Below are 16,710 nucleotides of genomic sequence, written 5' to 3'. Positions count from 1 at the left end.
TAATGGGGTGACGGACATCGGCGGCGAAAGCGAGGAAGCATGGCTGCGGAGAAGGGCGCCAATCAGAGCGTCGAGAAGGCGATCACGGTTCTCGAGACCTTCTCGGGGGGTGAACCCATGCGCGTGAGCGATGTCGCGCGCGAAGCCGGGATCGGTCAGTCGACCGCGTCCCGCCTGCTCGCGACTCTCGAGGCCGGCGGGCTGGTCGAGCGCGATCCGCAGACGTCGCTGTACTTCCTCGGCGCCGAGCTCATAACCCTCGCGGGCATCGCGATCAATCAGAACCGGGTACACCGAGTCGGCCGTCAGATCGCGCAGAGCCTCGCCGGAGAGATCGGTCTCGGCGTCAACATCGCCCTCCTCCGCGGCGCGGAGCTGGTCTACCTCTGCAACTTCGAAGGGCCGCTGTCACCGAAGTCGCACACGCTGATGGGGCAGCGCGTGCCGCTGCATGCGACCAGCATCGGCAAGGCCACGCTCATCGGCACGAATCGCGAGAAGCGCCTGCGACTGCTGCCGGAGCTGCCCGGCTTCACCGAGGCGACCATCACGACGCACGAAGCGCTCGACCGCGAGGTCGCGCTGACCGCGAGACGCGGCTACGCGATCGAGGTCGAGGAGTTCGTGCTCGGACGGGCCTCGACCGCCGCGCCGATCCTCGACCGCAGCGGGAAGATCGTCGCGGCCGTATCCATCTCCGGTCCGCTCACGGCGATCGATCTCGAGGCCCGCGGCGCGGAGCTGGGCCGCACGGTCGTCGAAACCGCCGACCGCATCAGCTCGGGCCTCGGCTATCAGGGCCCGGCCTGAGCCTTGCGGTCCGAGCGGCGACGCCCCGCCCGCGCGATGAAGAACAGGATCGTCCCGACCACGATGTAACCGGCGGTGCCCAGCCACACCGGCCCCGTCTGCTGGGTGAGCAGCACGACGCTGGCGATGATCGCGAGCACGGGCACGACCCGGGGCACCGAGAAGTGCTTGTGCTCGACCTTGTCCTTCTTCAGCACCAGGACGCTGATGTTCGCCGACAGGAAGACCAGCAGGAGCAGCAGCACCGTCGTCTCGGCCAGCGTTCCGATGTCGCCGAGGACCGTGAGGAGCATCGTGGCACCGGCGACGACGAGGATCGAGACCCACGGCGTGCGGCGCTTCGACAGCACACGGCCGAAGGCGTGCGGCAGCAGACCCGACTCGGCGAGACCGTAGCCCACGCGGCTGGCCATGACCATGAACAGCAGGGCACCGTTGGCGATGGCCACAAGGGCGATGAGGCTGAACAGCCACGGCGGGATGGCGACGCCGCTCGCGGTCACGACATCCAGCAACGGGCCGGTCGACTCGGCGAGCTCGGCCGGCGGCACGACGATGACGGCGCCGATCGCGATGAGCAGGTAGACGACCGCCGCGGTGATGATGGCGCCGAAGAGGGCTCGCGGGTACGACTTCGACGGGTTCTTCACCTCTTCCGCCATATTGGCCGCCGCCTCGAAGCCGAGGAACGAGAAGAAGGCGACGATGGATGCCGCGAACGCCCCCTGCAGCGGAGGCACATCCGGGGCGAACTCGAAGATGCGCGCCGGCTCGCCACCGCCCCCGGCGAAGACCATCGCCGCGACGAAGATGACGATGACCAGGCCCGAGACCTCGATGATCGACGCCACGAAGTTCGTGGCGAGCGACTCGCGCACCCCCCGCAGATTGATGAGGGTGAGTACCGCGATGAAGGCGATCGCCACGGGGATCGGCGGGATGTCGAAGAGCGCGGCGAAGTAGTCGCCCGCGAACGCGTTCGCGAGCGCCGCCGCCGTCGTGACGCCCGACGCCATCATGAGGAAGCCCACGAGGAACGACAGGAACGGGATGCCGAACGCCTTGTCGACGTAACGGGCGGCGCCGCCCGCGTGCGGGTATTTCGTGATCAGCTCCGCGTAGGTGCCGGCGGTGAGCAGCGCGACGACGAGCGCGATCAGCAGCGGCAGCCAGATCACACCGCCGACGTCCGTCGCCATCGTTCCGACGAGCGTGTAGATGCCGGCGCCGAGGGTGTCGCCCACGATGAAGGCGAACAGGAGGGGGGTTCCGATGGCCCGCTTCAGTCCAGGCCGATCGTCGGCGATCGGCGCACTGGTGTCGTTGGTCATCGCATCACTTCAGCGCCTCACCCCGAATTCCGACAACCCCTGGCGTCGGCGCGTGATCTGTGATTGTGCACCTGCCACGGGGCGGCGCCCGATACAGGCAGGATGTGAGACATGTCCGATGCCCCCGCTCGCTCGTTCCTCCGCGGCGCCGCCGACCTCGCGCGCGGCTTCGGCTTCTGGTCGCGCCGGCCGGGGGTCATGGCGCTCGGCCTGATCCCCGCCGCGATCGTCGGGCTCGTGCTGCTCGGCGGCCTCATCGCGCTCGGCGCCTTTCTGTCTCAGATCGTCGACGCCCTCACCCCGTTCGCCGACGCATGGCCCGAGCTGTGGGCGACGCTCGTGCGCGTCGCCGCGGGCACCGCGGTGCTCGGCGGCGCGATCGTGCTCGTCGCGGTGTCGTTCACGGCGCTCACCCTCATGGTGGGTGAGCCGTTCTACGACCGCATCTGGCGAGCCGCCGAAGCCGACCTCGGCGGTCCCGTTCCCGACAGCGAGAGCGGATTCTGGCGCTCGGTCGGCGACGCGGTCGGACTCATCGCCCGCGGTCTGCTCGCGGCGGTCATCGCAGCCCTCGTGGGCCTCATCCCCGTCGTCGGCGGCGTGCTGGGGTCGGTCACGGCGGTGTCGCTCACCGGCTGGCTGCTCGCGGATGAGCTGACCTCGCGCGCCCTGTCCGCACGCGGCATCCTGGCCGCCGACCGGCGCCGTCTCCGCCGTACGCACCGCGCCCGGTTCCTGGGCTTCGGCGTGGCTACGCAGCTGTGCTTCCTCGTTCCGCTCGGGGCCGTCGTCGCGATGCCGGCCGCCGTCGCCGGCTCGACCCGGCTGGCGCGGACGGTGCTGGACGCGCACGACTGAGGTCCCCACGCCCGACGTCAGTCGTGTCGGACCGAATCGGGCTCCTCGTCGCGGATGCGCTCGTTCTCGATCTGGAACGTCGAGTGCAGCACCGATATCTCGAAATGCTCCGCGACGCACGAGCGCACCTCCTGCAGCACCTCGGCCGCATGGCCGTCGGTGAAGCACCGGTCCTCGACGACGACGTGCGCCGTGATGGTCGGAAGCCCCGACGCGACCGTGGACGCATGCAGATCATGCACGTCGGTCACGTGGTCCAGGCGCAGGATGTGTGCGCGGACGTCGTCGAGATCGAGCCCCTGCGGCGTGAACTCCATCAGCACCGACGCCGTCTCGCGCATGAGCTTCACGGCGCGGGGCACGATGAGGGCGGCGATGAACAGCCCGGCGACCGCATCCGCCTGCGCGAATCCGGTCGTCGCGATGACGATCGCCGCGACGATGACGCCGACGGACCCGAGCGCGTCGTTGAGCACCTCGAGGAACGCCGCGCGCATGTTGAAGTTCGCGCCGCGACTCGAGGACAGCACCGCGATCGCGACGATGTTCGCGACGAGGCCGACGACGCCGAACACCAGCAGCTCCAGGGCGGGAACCTCGGGCGGCTCGAACAGGCGACGGATGCCCTCGATCGCGGCGTACACGCCCACCACGAGCAGCAGCGCTGCCTGGGCGAAAGCGGCGATCACCTCGATCCGGCGGAAGCCCCACGTCCGGCGGGCGTTGGCCGGCCGCATCATGAGGTTCGCGGCCACGAGCGCGACGAGCAGGCCCGAGGCATCGGTGAGGGCATGGGCGGTGTCGGTGAGCAGCGCGAGGCTGCCTGTGACGATCGAACCCACCGCCTGGGTCGCGACGATCGCCGCAGTGATCCCGAAGGCGATCCAAAGCCTCACCCGGAAGTCGGCGGGCTGTCCCGCCTGCGCCGCGTTCACGGGGCCATGGTCGTGTCCGGCGCCCATCAGCTGGCCTCGGCCTCGCCGGCGATCGCGCGGGGCCGCCGGAGGTGCCCGCACAGCGTCGCGCTCGTCCCCGTCGCGCCCAGCAACGCCTCGGCCGCATTGATGAGTCGCGCGGTCGCCTCCGGCTCGGCGAGGGCGTACCAGGACGATCGCCCGTCGGGTCGCACCGAGACGAGCCCGCACTCGAGCAGGAAGGCGACATGCTTGCTCACGGTCGACTGCGCGAGCCCGACATGCTCGACGAGATCGCGAACACGGTGCTCGCCGTACGACAGATGCTGCAGCACGGCGAGCCGGGTCGGGTCGGCGAGCGCCTGGAAGAGATGTGCGTAGACCTCGGTCGCGCGCGCGTCCAGCTCCACCGGGACACCAGCATCGAGAGATCCATTCATCGCCACGAAGCGATGATATCGCGCAGAACCGATATGAGATAGGGGTTCGGCGCGGCGGCGTCAGCGGGCGCGGCGGATGCGGATCGGCCCCTTCGCCGTCGACGGGTCGACGACGGCACCGCGCTGCGTGATCTCGACCTCGCCGTCGGCGACGAGCCGCCGCGCGGCACGGCGCGCGGGTTCCATCAGGTCGCGCCACTCCTCGCCGCCGACGGCGCGCGCCGCCTCGGAGGGGCAGATCGTCGCCCCTGCGGCGCGAGCGCTCAGCAGCTCGAGGATCGTCTCGCTCAGCTGCGCGTCGACGGGACGGATGCCGCGACGGCGGCAGGCATCCGAGCAGTAGCGGACCTCGTCCCAGCTCTTCGCCCACTTCGCACGCCACTGCATCTCGCGCCCGCACGACGCGCAGGTCTTCGGCGGCGGGGTCGCGGCGGCGGCGGCTCGGGGCATGCGTCCAGTCTGCGCGCGTTCCGGGCCGCGGGTCGGGCCGTTGACAAGCGCCCCGGACACGTTCAGGTGAGCAGGCGCGTCTCGCAGCGAGTCTCGGCGACACCGTCGCCGTCGCGTTCGACGCCCCACACCGCGCCGTCCCGCGACTCGGTGAGCATCTCGACCGGCTCGCCGTCGACATAGAGCACCGCCGCTCCCTCGTCGAGGCCGAACCCGTTCGGCAGTGTCCCGTCGGCGATCGCGCGTTGCAGAGCGGGGCGCCGGTCGGGCTGCGAGTCGTAATGCACCCCGACCGATCGGTCGACGAAACCGAGCGCGTCGTCGATCACGGCGACCGGCCCGAACGTCGTGGTGGGGCCGCCGACGTGCCAGCAGATCGCGCCGGCCGAGGTGCCCGCCAGCACGGTCCCCTGATCCGCCGCCTCGGCGAGCACCTCGGGCAATCCGTGCACCCGCCACACGGCGAGGAGGTTCGCGACGCTACCACCGGCGACCCAGACGAGATCGCTCGCCAGCACGGCCTCGCGGAGGTCCGGCTGGTTCCGCCCGAACAACCGGATGTGGACGGCGTCCACTCCGAGCTGCTGCGCGGCCGCCAGCTCGCGGCCCTCGTCGACGCGCTGGTCCCCCGCGGCGGTGTTCACGAACGCGACCCGGGGCCGCCGTCCCGTCACACCGGTCAGGTCGAGGGCGTACCGCTGCAGCGGGCTGAACTCGACATCGCCCCACTGCGCGGGGCTCCACCCGCCGCACGTGGCCAGGATCGTCCGACTCTTGCTCATGAGAGCATCACCTCCGGTGCGTTCCAGGCTCGCACACGCGTGGTGATCGTCTTAGCCTGGCGGGATGTCGACTTCGCCGAAGGTGTACGTGATCCACGAGAACCCCGAGTGGTGGGCGCCCTTCGCGGCCGCGTTCGCCGCCGAGGACGTCCCCGCCGAGCAGTGGCTGCTCACCGACGGATCCATCGATCTGTCCGCCAAGCCGCCGCAGGGGGTCTTCTGGTCGCGGCTGTCGGCATCGGCGCACACGCGCGATCACGCGCAGTCGAAGGAGTACGGCCGCGCGGTGCTCCGCTGGCTCGAGTCGTGGGGCCGCACGGTGATCGGCGGCAGCCACGTCCTCGAGTTCGAGGTCAGCAAGGTCGCCCAGCATGCCGCCCTGCGGACGAGCGGCATCGACGTCCCGCACACCGTCGCCGTCTTCGGCACCGGTGACCTGAAGGAGCGCGCACGCGAGTTCCCGGTGCCGTTCATCAGCAAGCACAACCAGGGCGGCAAGGGTCTCGGCGTCCGCCGCTGGGACTCCCACGACGAGTTCGACGCCTGGGTCGACGGCCCCGAGTTCGAGGCATCCCCCGACGGCATCACACTCATCCAGGAGTTCCTGTTCGCCCGTGAGCCGTTCGTCACCCGCGCCGAGTACGTCGGCGGCGAGTTCGTCTACGCCGTGCGCGTCGACACGAGCGCCGGCAGCTTCGAGCTCTGCCCCGCCGATGCGTGCGTCGTCGACCCCGCCGCGGGCACGGGCGCCACGCCGGCCTATCCGCCCTTCGCGCTGCGCGACGAGATCACCGCCGACCATCCCCTGGTCGTGCAGCACCGCGACTTCCTCCGCGCCGTCGACATCCGCATCGCCGGAATCGAGTTCGTCGAGACGATCGAGGGGCGACTCGTCACCTACGACCTCAACACGAACACGAACTACAACCCCGACGTCGAGGCCTCGGCTCACGCATCCGGGCCGGGCGAGATCGCCCGATTCCTCGGCGGACTGCTCGGCGAAGCACGCAACTAGCGCAGCCCCGCCTCACGCACAACCGATAGGCCGCATCCGAGGCTCTTCCTACGCTGACACCGTGCTCCGAAACCTCGTGATCGTCCTGGGCGACCAGCTCGACCCCGACGCGAGCGCCTTCGACGACTTCGACCCGGCGCAGGATGCCGTCTGGATGGCGGAGGTCGCCGAAGAGTCCACCCACGTCTGGAGCTCGAAGCCGCGCACCGCGGTGTTCCTCGCCGCGATGCGCCACTTCGCCGAGGACCAGCGGGACGCCGGGCACACCCTGCACTACGCGGAGCTCGACGCACGGGGGAACTCAGGCACATTCGCCGGCCAGCTCGCCGCCGACCTGGAGAAGCTGAAGCCCGAGGCGCTCGTGATGACCGAGCCCGGCGAGTGGCGCGTGCGCGAAGCGCTGCAGCAGACGGCGGATGCCGCCGGCATCCCGCTCGACATCCGCATCGACCGGCACTTCTTCTCGACCATCGCCGAGTTCGCCGAGCACGCCGAGGGCCGGGCGACCCTGCGGATGGAGTACTTCTACCGCGAGATGCGCAAGCGGCACGGCATCCTCATGACCGGGCGCGGGCAGCCCGTCGGCGGCGAATGGAACTACGACGCCGACAACCGCAAGGCGTTCCCGAAGCAGGGTCCCGGTCTCGTGCCGCCCCGCGCGACCTTCGCGCCCGATGAGATCACGCGCGAGGTGATCGCGCTCGTCGACACGGAGTTCGCCGAGCACCCCGGTTCGCTCGACACGTTCGCGTGGCCGGTCACTCGCCCGCAGGCGCTCGAAGCGCTCGACCTGTTCATCGACGAGCGGCTCCCGGGCTTCGGTGACGCTCAGGACGCGATGTGGCCGGGCGAGCCCTGGCTCTGGCACGCGCACCTGTCATCGTCGATGAACCTGAAGCTGCTGCATCCGCGCGAGGTGGTCGCGGCCGCCGAGGAGGCGTACCGGTCGCAGCGTGCGCCTCTTGCGGCGGTCGAGGGATTCATCCGGCAGATCCTCGGGTGGCGCGAGTATGTGCGCGGGATCTACTGGACGCAGATGCCCGGCTACATCCAGCGGAACGCTTTCGAGGCGTTCGAACCGCTGCCTGACTGGTACTGGACGGGCGACACACCCATGGCCTGCCTGAGGGATGCCATCGGCACGACGCTCGAGAACGGGTACGCGCACCATATCCAGCGCCTCATGGTCACCGGGCTCTACGCGATGCTGCTCGGCGTCGACCCGCGCGAGGTGCACGCTTGGTACCTCGCGGTGTACGTCGATGCGGTCGAGTGGGCCGAGCTTCCGAACACGCTCGGGATGAGCCAGTACGCCGACGGCGGGCTCATGGGCAGCAAGCCGTACGCCGCGACCGGCAAGTACATCGATCGCATGAGCCCGTACTGCAAGACGTGCCCGTTCGACCCCGCGAAGCGGATCGGCGAGGATGCCTGCCCCTTCACCACTCTCTACTGGGACTACCTCATCCGGCACGAGGCGCCCCTCGCCGAGAACCACCGCATGGCGCTGCAGGTGAAGAACCTGGGCCGCCTCGACGACGACGAGATCACCGCGATCCGCGCCCGCGCCGACGCCATCCGGCGCGGCGACGTCACCGATTCACGACCATCCGGCCGATGGTGAGATAGTGACGACACCCGAACCCAGGAGCGACGCCATCACCCGTCCGACATCGACGCTTGCGCGCCTCGTCCACATCTCGCGGCCCGTTCTGTGGATCAACACGATCGGCACCGGCGCGCTCGGCATGTGGCTGACCGGTCAGCTCATCGACGTCGCCGCGATCCCGCTGCTGATCTGGCTGACGCTGCCGTTCAATCTGCTGATCTACGGCGTGAACGACATCTTCGACCAGGACACGGATGCGCTGAACCCGCGCAAGGGTTCGATCGAGGGCGCGCGCATCGAGCCGCGCGAGGTGAAGCTCATCGCATGGGCGGTGGCGGTCACCAACATCCCGTTCCTGATCTATTTCGTCATCGCGCTTCCGCTCGCCGCCGTCGGGCTGATCCTGCTCTACGCGGGCGTGTTCGTCTTCTACTCCGCCCCACCGCTGCGGTTCAAGGCGCGACCGTTCCTCGATTCGCTGAGCAACGCCGCCTACGGCCTGCCGCTGCTGATCCTGCCGGTCGCCCTCGAGGCACCGCCGGTCTGGCCCGCCGTCGTCGGGCTGCTCGCCTGGAGCGTCGCGAAGCACGCCTACGACGCCGTGCAGGACATCGAGGAAGACCGCGAGGCGGGCATCACCACCACCGCGGTACTGCTCGGCCCGCGCGGCACCGCCCTGTGGAGTGGCGCCTGGTGGCTCATCTCGACCGTGCTCTTCGCGCTCGTCAGCGTGCCCGTCGCGCTCGTCAACCTCTCCCTCGCCGGGACCCTCGTCGCCTGGATGCTGCTGCGCCCGACACCCGCGACCGGCCGCAGGCTGTATCCGCTGTCCGTCGCCTTCCCGTACATCGCGGGATCGGTCGCGAGCGGGCTGCTGCTCGCCGCCATGTTCCTGGGAATCTATCCATGAGCCGCATCGTCGTCGTCGGCGCGGGCCTCGGCGGGCTCGCGGCATCCGCCCTGCTCGCCCACGCCGGCCACCGCGTGACGCTGCTCGAAGCGGCCGAGACTGTCGGCGGCAAGAGCCGGCGCATCGAGCTCGACGGCGAGCGCATCGACACGGGACCATCCCTCGTCACCTTCCCGTCCGTCTGGGATGAGCTGCTGCGCCGGTTGGGCGCGGGGTCGCGAACCAGCACGGATGCCGGTGGGCTCGACCTCGTCCGTCTCGATGAGGTGGGCCGCTACTACTACCGGGGCGAAGAGGTGTCGCTGCCCGTGCCGGAAGGGCACCCCTGGTACCCGGCATGGAAGCGATTCAGCGACGAGCACGCACCCCTCGCGGGCGACGTCGCCGCGCTGCTCGTCGCCGACCCGCTCGATCGCGCGTCGCTGCCCGCGCTGCAGCGGTTGCTCGCCGTGTACGGTCGACGCCTCAGCACCCGCGCCTACCTCGACAGCCTCACCTGGATGCCCGAGGGACTGCGCGAGATCATCGCGATCCACACCCTCAACGCCGGCGTCTCCCCCTCCCGCACCCCGGCGTTGTACGCGAGCATGCCCGCCGTCATGGCCGCCGACGGGGTCTGGGTGCCCCGTGGCGGGGTGTTCGAGATCGTCGTCGCCCTGCAGCGGCTGGCGGATGCCGCGGGCGTCGAGATCCGCACCGGCGAGCGCGTCACGCGCATCGAACGCGGGCGGGTCACGACCGAGCGCGATCTGCACGAGGCGGATGTCGTCGTCAGCGGTCTCGACGCGTCACGACTCGACGGGCTGCTGGGGCGGCGGCGCCTCATTCCCGGTTCGCCGTCGCTGTCGTGCTCGGCCGTCGCGATCTACGGTGTGCTCGAGAAGCCTCTCCCCGAGCGGATCGTCGCGCACAGCGTCATCCTGCCCACGAAGCCCGCTGCCCTGCACCGCAGTCTCGCCGCGGGCGACGAGCCCGCCGACACGATGGCGTTCGTCAACCACTACCGTGCCGGCGAGATCTACCCGAACGAGCGCAGCACCCTCGCCGTGCTGCTGACCAGCCCCGCCGATGGCCAGGGCTACTCGCTCGACCACCCGTTCGTGACGCGCGAGATCGAGCGCATCTCGCGCGCCATGGGCCTCGACGGACTCCTCACCGACGCGATGACCGAGACGACCGTGCTCGACCCCCGCTACTTCGGCTCGTTCGGCGAGCCCCACGGCGCCCTCTACGGCGCATCGCGACCGCTGTGGATGAGCGGCCCGCTGCACCAGCCCGCGCAGCACGACCTCCGCGCACCCTGGCTCTGGCGGGTCGGCGCCTCGGTCCACCCGGGCGGCGGCATCCCCGCCGTGCTCGGCGGCGCGATGATCGTCGCGGCGAAGCTGCTCAAGCGGCATCCGGCCTGAGCCGGCTTACAGCCGAGGAGATCTGCTGCGGTCACGACGGAAGCTCCCCGCGACCACGCGCCCACCGGGCCAGGAAGTACAGCCCGACGCCGACCACGATGAGGATGGCGCCGAAGATCCATACCCGGAGGGTCTGCTGGCTCAGCAGCAACAGGCACGACGCGACGCCGAGCACGGGAACGAACGTCCAGACGCGGAAGTGATCGTGATCGACGCGGTCGCGGCGCAGGACGAGCACCGAGATGTTCGCGCTCAGGAAGACGAAGAGCAGCAGCAGGACGACCGTCTCGGCGAGCAGCGCCAGGTCGCCCACGAGCGTCAGCAGCATCGCGACGAGCGTCGTGGCGAGGATCGCCACCCACGGCGTCTGCCGCCCGGGCAGCACCCGCGACAGAGCGCGCGGCAGCAGCCCCTGCTCTGCCATGCCGTACGTGAGACGGCTCGCCATGATCATCGTCAGCAGCGCACCGTTGGCGACGGCGATGAGCGCGATGAGGCTGAACAGCCACGAGGGGATGGCGACGCCGCTCGCCTCGACGACCGCGAGGAGGGGGCCGCTCGAGCTCGACAATTCTTCGGGCGGCAGAGCGATGCTGCTCGCGAGGCCGACCAGCACGTAGACCAGCCCGGCTGCACCGAGAGCGGCGAACAGCGCTCGCGGGTACATCTTCGAGGGTTCCTTGACCTCTTCGATCATGTTCGCCGACGTCTCGAAGCCCACGAAGGAGTAATACGCGATGATCGCTCCGGCGAGCACGGCCGACGCGACGCCGGTGCCCTCGGGCACCTGCGTGACGCGCGACACATCCCCGCCACCGCCGGCGAGGAGGAACCCGACCACGACCACGACGATCACCAGCCCGGAGACCTCGATGGCGGTCATGACGAAGTTCGCGCCCATCGACTCCCGGATGCCGCGGGCATTGAGAGCCGCGAGCACGGCGAGGAACACGATGGCGACCGGCACCACGGGAACCTCGACGAACGTCTGCAAGTACTGACCGGCGAAGGCGATCGACAGCCCCGCCGCGCTCACGACACCCGCGGCCAGCATGCAGAAGCCGACGAGGAACGACACGAGCCTGTTCTTGAACGCGCGCTCGGCGAAGACGGCCGCGCCGCCGGCCCGCGGGTACTTCGTCACCAGCTCGGCGTACGACCCGGCGGTAAGCAGCGCGAGCACGAGGGCGGCGAGGAGGGGCGCCCACAGCATTCCGCCGACACGCTCGGCCAGCACCCCCATCAGTGCATAGACACCTGCACCCAGAACGTCACCGAGGATGAAAGCGAACAGCAGCGGTCCGCCGATTCCTCGCCGAAGGCGAGTGGGCACGGGGGTATCGGTCTTGCTCATTCCGCGAACGTTAGATCGCGGAATCCCGAAACCCGTAGCGGGTTGACAGCAGACCCGCGGATGAGCGCAGACCCCGACCGCGCGGCCGACCGCGGGCGAGGCGGTAGCCTCACCTCCGTGCCCAGACGCACACGAGCGTCGGAAACGGAGGCCGGGCTGCGCAGCCTGCTCTCACTCGTCGGCTACGAAGCCCGCGCTTCGTCGAGTTGACGCAGGCGCGCGGTGATGCCGACGAGGCCCGTGCTCCACGCGACCGTGACGGCCACGGCACCCGACGTCGACGCGATGATCCCGGCGGGCGACCCGCTCATGCCGGCCACGATGGCCCAGGCGATGAGAGCCAGCAGCGCGATGGCCGATCCGACCGGCAGCCAGGTCCTCGCCGTTTGCAGGCGGGACGCCTCTCGCGTCGCACGGTCGGCGGGCTGGTTGGCGAGGGCAGTGCTCATGGATACGACGCTATGCGGGCTGAGTGGGCCGCGCCTCCGCCGTACGGCGGAACCCTCGCGCGCGAGCATCCGGCGCACGGGTGAGGCACGACGTCAGCGGTAGCGCCGCGGCACTGTCCAGGGGCGGCCGAACTCGGTGTTGTACGACTCCGGATCGAACGGGCTGTCGCCGCCGGCGGGGAAGCTCGTGAGCTCGCCGAAGACCACGCGACCGTCGACGTCGTACAGATCGACGCGCACGAAGTCGGTGCCCTCGCCGAGCCGCTCGGCGATGCTGATCATCTCGTCGAGATGCGCCGGCCGCGAGCGCTCGGGATCAGCCCAGGGCGGGCCGCCACTCATCGGGATGCGGCTCCAGTCGGGTCGGAAGAAGTCCTGCGTGCGACCGCCGAAGCGTCCGCCGTCGACCTGGATGAAGTGGCATCGCCCATGGAAGACGAAGAACTTGTAGTCGTCCGGGATGCCGCCGTCGGCACCGACCAGGAACTCCTCGACGATGACTCGGCGCGGCACCTGTCCGTAGACCCACTCGCGATTCGGGCCCTGACCGTAGAGCTTGGCGAGCCAGCCCGCGGCGATCGCCGCGAGGTCGTGCGGGTTCGCGTGCTCCGGCCGCACGTGACGATAGACCCACCCCCATCGCGCCTCCGAGAGCCGGGCGTCGGCCTGCGCGGCCGGCGAGACGACGAGCGCAGCGCCGCTCCCGTGCGTCGGCTTCACGACGTAGGCATCGGGCCAGTCGAGGTCCAGCAGGCTCTGCGGATCTTCGACGATCGCGTAGGCGCGGGGCAGGTACTGCTCGCCGATGACCGCGGCGACGTGGTCGCGCACGGCGGCCTTGTCGGCGAAGGTGACGATGAGGCTGCGGCGGTCGCGCAGCATCTTGTACCGCACCTTCTCACGGAACGTGGTCGGATTGCGTGTGCGCCACAGGCGCAGCATCCGAACCAGCCGGCTGCGCTCGCGCCAGCGGACGCCATGATGGCGAGGTGTCACGACTCGTCGAGGTCGCCTTCGTCGTGACCGATCGACTTCGCCTCGAGGAACGTGCAGAGCTCGGCGGCGACGGTGAACTCGGCCGCGAGCGAGTGCATCTGGAAGCTGCTGAGAATGGTGAAGTCGGGCTGCGGTTCGATGGTGATCCGCCAGCGGGCATCGCCGATCTCGATGGGCTCCATGAACACCGACACGGAGGAGTTCGCGAGGGGCACGACGACGAGCCCCGTGTCCGATCCCTCCGAACCGTCCTGCACGAGGACGCGGATGAGCTCACCCGCTCCCCGCTGCTCGTGGAACTCGCCGAGCCAGCGCTCGAGCGTCTCTTTACTGCGGAACGGCATCAGGCTCCCAACGGGCCGAGGGCGGATGCGCGTGATTCCGCGCACTGGACTATAACGGTCGTCGGCTGACCGTTCAGTCCATCCCCACGGCCATGTCGGTGAAGCGCGAGAAGTGACCCTGGAACGCCACCGTCACCGTGTCGGTCGGACCGTTGCGGTGCTTCGCGACGATGAGGTCGGCCTCGCCGGCACGGGGGCTGTCCTTCTCGTAGGCCGCCTCGCGGTGCAGCAGGATGACGATGTCGGCATCCTGCTCGATCGAGCCCGACTCACGCAGGTCGCTGATCGCCGGCTTCTTGTCGGCACGCTGCTCGGCACCACGGTTCAGCTGCGACAGCGCGATGACGGGAACCTGCAGCTCCTTCGCGAGCAGCTTGAGCGCACGCGAGAACTCCGAGACCTCCTGCTGACGCGACTCGACGCGCTTACCGCTGGTCATCAGCTGCAGGTAGTCGATCACGACCATCTTGAGGCCCACGCGCTGCTTGAGGCGGCGGCACTTCGCGCGGATCTCGACGAGCGTCATATTGGGGCTGTCGTCGATGTAGAGCGGAGCGTCGTTGATGCGGCCACGCGTCGCGGCGACGGTGGTCCAGTCGCGTGAGTCGAGGGTTCCCTTGCGCATCGACTGCAGCGGCACGGCGCCCTCGGCGCTCATGAGGCGCATCGCGATCTCGCTGCGCCCCATCTCAAGCGAGAAGAAGATCGTGGGCGAGTTGTTCTTGATCGCGGCGGCGCGGGCGAAGTCGAGCGCGAGCGTCGACTTACCCATGGCGGGACGCGCCGCGACGACGATCATCTGACCGGGATGCAGGCCGTTGGTCAGCTGGTCGAGCCCGGAGAAGCCGGTCGGGATGCCGGTCATCTGGCCATCGCGACCACGTGCGGCTTCGATGTCGTCGATGGCAGCGGTGACGGCGACCTCGAGGGGGACGTAGTCCTCGGCCTTCTCCGCACCGGTGACCGAGTAGATCTCGGCCTGTGCGTTGTTGACGAGGTCGACCGCGTCGCCCTGGCCGTTGTAGCCCATCTGGACGATGCGGGTTCCGGCCTCGACGAGGCGGCGCAGCAGGGCGCGCTCGTTGACGATCGTCGCGTAGTAGCCGGCGTTCGCCGCGGTCGGGACGATGGAGGTCAGCGTGTGCAGATAGTCGGCCCCGCCAGCGCGCTGCAGCTCGCCGTTCTTGATGAGCTCGTCGGTGACGGCCACGACATCGGTCGGCTCGCCATGGGAGTACAGCGAGAGCAGCGCCTCGTAGATGAGCTCGTGCTTCGGCACGTAGAAGTCGGTACCCCGGAGCGTCTCGATGACGTCGGCGACGGCATCCTTCGACAGCAGCATTCCGCCGAGCGTGCTCTGCTCGGCGAGCATGTCGTGCGGCGGGGTGCGATCGGGTTCGCGCCGTCCGCCGAGCCTGTCGTCAGAGATGTCCGCGATCGACATCCGCACCCCCGCATCCTGGCCTGTGACCGAGCCGGAGTACACGGTATGGAGGGCGTCCGACACCCGCAAACCGGCCTGTGGATAACTCTGTGGAGAGGATGCGGGAAACGCCGCGACGGTTGTGAAGAAGTCCTGTGGAAAACGCCCGGGGATACGTGGAAAGTCTACGAGTAATTAGCCGTTGATCAGGGGTTTAAGTTTCCCCAACCTGTGGATGAAGATCGTGGTTGAAGTCTCACTTGAAGGTTGTTCATCTGGGGACTCACTTGTGTAAAACGCCCGCCTTGTCAAGTCGACTCGGCGCCCCCGGCGCGGCATCCTCAGGACGGGCTCATGACGAACTCAGCGGAACCCTAGACAGTCGCCCGAGACAGGAGTATCTTTCTTCGCCAAGCAGTACCCGACGGCACGGGGTCTCCCGTGCGAACGATGCCGACGCTCTCGGGGGAGGTGATCGCTCGTCATGGCCCAGCACCGCCGTGCGCCTCGCTGGGTGCCGATCCTCGGCACCGGCGTCGGTCTCGCCTTCGCCTGGACGGCGCTCTCCCTCGCACTCGCGCCCGCGAGCTACGCGGCCGACGAAGAGACTGGGCCCCTGCAGGGCATCGTCTCCGCCGTCACCGACCCGGTCGACCGTGCCGTCGAAGACGTCGTCGCTCCGGTGCTCGACACTGTCGTCCAGCCTGTGGCCCGCGTCGCAGATCCCGTCGTGCAGGCTGTCGCCCCCGTCGTGCAGTCGGCCCCTCCCGCCGTCGCGCCGGTCGTCGAACCGGTCGTCCGCGAGGTGGTCGAGCCCGTCGCGCAGAACGTCGTCGCACCGGCTGTGCAGCCGGTCGCAGACGTGGTCGAGCCCGTTTCGGATGTCGCGGCGCCCGTCACGGAGAACCTCGCGCCTGTCGTCGCACCGATCGTCGGCTCACTGTCTCCGGTGACCGATGCCGTCGGCGCCCCCGTGACTCCCGTGCTCGGCATCCTCGACGGCGCCCTGGCACCCGTCGTGGCGGTGCTCGCTCCGGTGACCGATGCCCTCGCGCCCGTCACGGACGCGCTGACTCCCGTCATCGTCCCGATCACGGATGCCGTTGTACCCGGCGGCTCGCAGCCGTTCGTCCCCCTGCTTCCCGGCGAGACGCCGGAGCCCGGAATCGCCACCAGCTCGCCGCTGGACGCGCTTTCCGCCGTCGCCCTCGGTCTGGCACGCGACCTGGCTACGTCCACGTCGACCGACGGCCCATTCGGCATTTTCGGCGTCCTGGCGACGTCGGCCGAGGTTCTCGCGCCCTCATCCGAACTGTTCGCCGCGGCGGCCAGCGCGGCACCCGCCGTCGCGGGTCATGCGCTCGCTCTGGGCGCACCGGCGTCGGGTGGCCTCGCCGTCAGCGCTCCGGGCGCGGCCTCGGCCGGCGCCGCCGCTGCCGGAGGCGGTATCGCCGCAGCCCTGTTCGCATTCGCCGGAGCAGCGTTCCTGCTCCCCGGACGCCGCGGACGCCTCACGAACTCGACGGGCCCGATCTCGCCCGTCTACCCCACCGACGTCTCTCCTGACTGACGAACGGCCGGCCGCGCTCGAGCGGCACGACCATCGGCGCGCAGCG

Annotated in this window: 17 protein-coding genes; 7 read left to right on the top strand and 10 right to left on the bottom strand. The window is 69.7% G+C overall.

Translation table 11 applies throughout. The annotated features are described in order from the left end of the window. Positions 1-39 precede the first annotated feature (39 nt). Positions 40-810, top strand: a complete 771-nt coding sequence (locus tag ACLBWJ_RS09570; protein ID WP_323986866.1) for an IclR family transcriptional regulator — start codon at positions 40-42, stop codon at positions 808-810. Here ACLBWJ_RS09570 and ACLBWJ_RS09565 read toward each other — a convergent pair. After that, the gene (locus tag ACLBWJ_RS09565; protein WP_447660198.1) at positions 795-2,141 is read right to left on the bottom strand and encodes an APC family permease; all 1,347 of its coding nucleotides are present in this window, start codon (positions 2,139-2,141) and stop codon (positions 795-797) included. The genes ACLBWJ_RS09570 and ACLBWJ_RS09565 overlap by 16 nt on opposite strands. A 111-nt stretch (positions 2,142-2,252) precedes the next feature. Here ACLBWJ_RS09565 and ACLBWJ_RS09560 point away from each other — a divergent pair, with 111 nt between their 5' ends. Further along, positions 2,253-2,999, top strand: coding sequence for an EI24 domain-containing protein (locus ACLBWJ_RS09560; RefSeq protein WP_447660197.1), 747 nt, complete (start codon positions 2,253-2,255; stop codon positions 2,997-2,999). A gap of 17 nt (positions 3,000-3,016) precedes the next feature. Here ACLBWJ_RS09560 and ACLBWJ_RS09555 read toward each other — a convergent pair whose 3' ends face one another. The 4 genes from ACLBWJ_RS09555 to ACLBWJ_RS09540 form a co-directional block, all read right to left on the bottom strand. Next, complete coding sequence (locus ACLBWJ_RS09555; protein ID WP_447660196.1) at positions 3,017-3,961, bottom strand: cation diffusion facilitator family transporter; 945 nt, start codon at positions 3,959-3,961, stop codon at positions 3,017-3,019. Beyond that, positions 3,961-4,353, bottom strand: a complete 393-nt coding sequence (locus ACLBWJ_RS09550) for an ArsR/SmtB family transcription factor (RefSeq protein ID WP_114587591.1) — start codon at positions 4,351-4,353, stop codon at positions 3,961-3,963. Before ACLBWJ_RS09550 ends, ACLBWJ_RS09555 begins: the two co-directional genes overlap by 1 nt. 60 nt (positions 4,354-4,413) lie before the next feature. Next, positions 4,414-4,803 (bottom strand): DUF2256 and DUF3253 domain-containing protein, encoded by a 390-nt coding sequence (locus tag ACLBWJ_RS09545; protein ID WP_282501716.1) that lies wholly within the window; start codon positions 4,801-4,803, stop codon positions 4,414-4,416. A gap of 62 nt (positions 4,804-4,865) precedes the next feature. Continuing rightward, the gene (locus ACLBWJ_RS09540; protein ID WP_282501717.1) at positions 4,866-5,585 is read right to left on the bottom strand and encodes a Type 1 glutamine amidotransferase-like domain-containing protein; all 720 of its coding nucleotides are present in this window, start codon (positions 5,583-5,585) and stop codon (positions 4,866-4,868) included. Between the two features lie 64 nt (positions 5,586-5,649). Between ACLBWJ_RS09540 and ACLBWJ_RS09535 the strand changes: the two genes are divergently transcribed. From ACLBWJ_RS09535 to ACLBWJ_RS09520, 4 genes are all read left to right on the top strand, one after another. Next, complete coding sequence (locus ACLBWJ_RS09535; RefSeq protein ID WP_282501718.1) at positions 5,650-6,600, top strand: ATP-grasp domain-containing protein; 951 nt, start codon at positions 5,650-5,652, stop codon at positions 6,598-6,600. 61 nt (positions 6,601-6,661) lie between these two features. Next, a complete protein-coding gene (locus tag ACLBWJ_RS09530) occupies positions 6,662-8,224 on the top strand; it encodes a cryptochrome/photolyase family protein (RefSeq protein ID WP_274179164.1) in 1,563 nt (520 codons plus the stop codon). Between the two features lie 4 nt (positions 8,225-8,228). Next, the gene (locus ACLBWJ_RS09525; protein WP_447660195.1) at positions 8,229-9,119 is read left to right on the top strand and encodes a UbiA family prenyltransferase; all 891 of its coding nucleotides are present in this window, start codon (positions 8,229-8,231) and stop codon (positions 9,117-9,119) included. Continuing rightward, positions 9,116-10,528, top strand: a complete 1,413-nt coding sequence (locus tag ACLBWJ_RS09520) for a phytoene desaturase family protein (RefSeq protein ID WP_447660194.1) — start codon at positions 9,116-9,118, stop codon at positions 10,526-10,528. Before ACLBWJ_RS09525 ends, ACLBWJ_RS09520 begins: the two co-directional genes overlap by 4 nt. A gap of 31 nt (positions 10,529-10,559) precedes the next feature. Here the strand turns inward: ACLBWJ_RS09520 and ACLBWJ_RS09515 are convergent, their stop codons facing one another. The 5 genes from ACLBWJ_RS09515 to dnaB all read right to left on the bottom strand — a co-directional run bounded on the left by ACLBWJ_RS09515 (position 10,560) and on the right by dnaB (position 15,115). Beyond that, complete coding sequence (locus ACLBWJ_RS09515) at positions 10,560-11,882, bottom strand: APC family permease (RefSeq protein ID WP_274179161.1); 1,323 nt, start codon at positions 11,880-11,882, stop codon at positions 10,560-10,562. Between the two features lie 182 nt (positions 11,883-12,064). After that, complete coding sequence (locus ACLBWJ_RS09510) at positions 12,065-12,331, bottom strand: hypothetical protein (RefSeq protein WP_274179160.1); 267 nt, start codon at positions 12,329-12,331, stop codon at positions 12,065-12,067. Between the two features lie 93 nt (positions 12,332-12,424). After that, positions 12,425-13,327 carry an ATP-grasp fold amidoligase family protein gene (locus tag ACLBWJ_RS09505; RefSeq protein ID WP_447660193.1) on the bottom strand — a complete coding sequence of 301 codons (903 nt, stop codon included), beginning with the start codon at positions 13,325-13,327 and terminating at the stop codon, positions 12,425-12,427. Further along, positions 13,324-13,671 (bottom strand): hypothetical protein, encoded by a 348-nt coding sequence (locus ACLBWJ_RS09500; RefSeq protein WP_274179158.1) that lies wholly within the window; start codon positions 13,669-13,671, stop codon positions 13,324-13,326. The genes ACLBWJ_RS09505 and ACLBWJ_RS09500 overlap by 4 nt, the downstream gene beginning before the upstream one ends. 73 nt (positions 13,672-13,744) lie before the next feature. Further along, complete coding sequence (gene dnaB, locus ACLBWJ_RS09495; RefSeq protein ID WP_036304736.1) at positions 13,745-15,115, bottom strand: replicative DNA helicase; 1,371 nt, start codon at positions 15,113-15,115, stop codon at positions 13,745-13,747. A gap of 463 nt (positions 15,116-15,578) precedes the next feature. On the opposite strand from dnaB, the gene ACLBWJ_RS09490 reads away from it, so the two are divergent. Next, entirely contained in the window at positions 15,579-16,664 is a 1,086-nt protein-coding gene (locus ACLBWJ_RS09490; RefSeq protein ID WP_323986892.1) for a hypothetical protein, read from the top strand. The last annotated feature ends 46 nt before the right edge of the window (positions 16,665-16,710 follow it).

The organism is Microbacterium sp. M4A5_1d, from assembly GCF_053345465.1.
The sequence above is the reverse complement of the archived record's forward strand: the minus strand, read 5'-3'. Positions and strand labels throughout refer to the sequence as shown.

Bases quoted from the DNA above. Each gene is read 5' to 3' on its own strand.
- ACLBWJ_RS09570 (WP_323986866.1), top strand. From the start codon at position 40: ATGGCTGCGGAGAAGGGCGCCAATCAGAGCGTCGAGAAGGCGATCACG.
- ACLBWJ_RS09540 (WP_282501717.1), bottom strand. From the start codon at position 5,585: ATGAGCAAGAGTCGGACGATCCTGGCCACGTGCGGCGGGTGGAGCCCC.
- ACLBWJ_RS09515 (WP_274179161.1), bottom strand. From the start codon at position 11,882: ATGAGCAAGACCGATACCCCCGTGCCCACTCGCCTTCGGCGAGGAATC.
- ACLBWJ_RS09560 (WP_447660197.1), top strand. From the start codon at position 2,253: ATGTCCGATGCCCCCGCTCGCTCGTTCCTCCGCGGCGCCGCCGACCTC.
- ACLBWJ_RS09550 (WP_114587591.1), bottom strand. From the start codon at position 4,353: ATGAATGGATCTCTCGATGCTGGTGTCCCGGTGGAGCTGGACGCGCGC.
- ACLBWJ_RS09500 (WP_274179158.1), bottom strand. From the start codon at position 13,671: ATGCCGTTCCGCAGTAAAGAGACGCTCGAGCGCTGGCTCGGCGAGTTC.
- ACLBWJ_RS09565 (WP_447660198.1), bottom strand. From the start codon at position 2,141: ATGACCAACGACACCAGTGCGCCGATCGCCGACGATCGGCCTGGACTG.
- ACLBWJ_RS09555 (WP_447660196.1), bottom strand. From the start codon at position 3,961: ATGGGCGCCGGACACGACCATGGCCCCGTGAACGCGGCGCAGGCGGGA.
- ACLBWJ_RS09510 (WP_274179160.1), bottom strand. From the start codon at position 12,331: ATGAGCACTGCCCTCGCCAACCAGCCCGCCGACCGTGCGACGCGAGAG.
- ACLBWJ_RS09520 (WP_447660194.1), top strand. From the start codon at position 9,116: ATGAGCCGCATCGTCGTCGTCGGCGCGGGCCTCGGCGGGCTCGCGGCA.
- ACLBWJ_RS09535 (WP_282501718.1), top strand. From the start codon at position 5,650: ATGTCGACTTCGCCGAAGGTGTACGTGATCCACGAGAACCCCGAGTGG.
- ACLBWJ_RS09490 (WP_323986892.1), top strand. From the start codon at position 15,579: ATGGCCCAGCACCGCCGTGCGCCTCGCTGGGTGCCGATCCTCGGCACC.
- dnaB (WP_036304736.1), bottom strand. From the start codon at position 15,115: ATGTCGATCGCGGACATCTCTGACGACAGGCTCGGCGGACGGCGCGAA.
- ACLBWJ_RS09545 (WP_282501716.1), bottom strand. From the start codon at position 4,803: ATGCCCCGAGCCGCCGCCGCCGCGACCCCGCCGCCGAAGACCTGCGCG.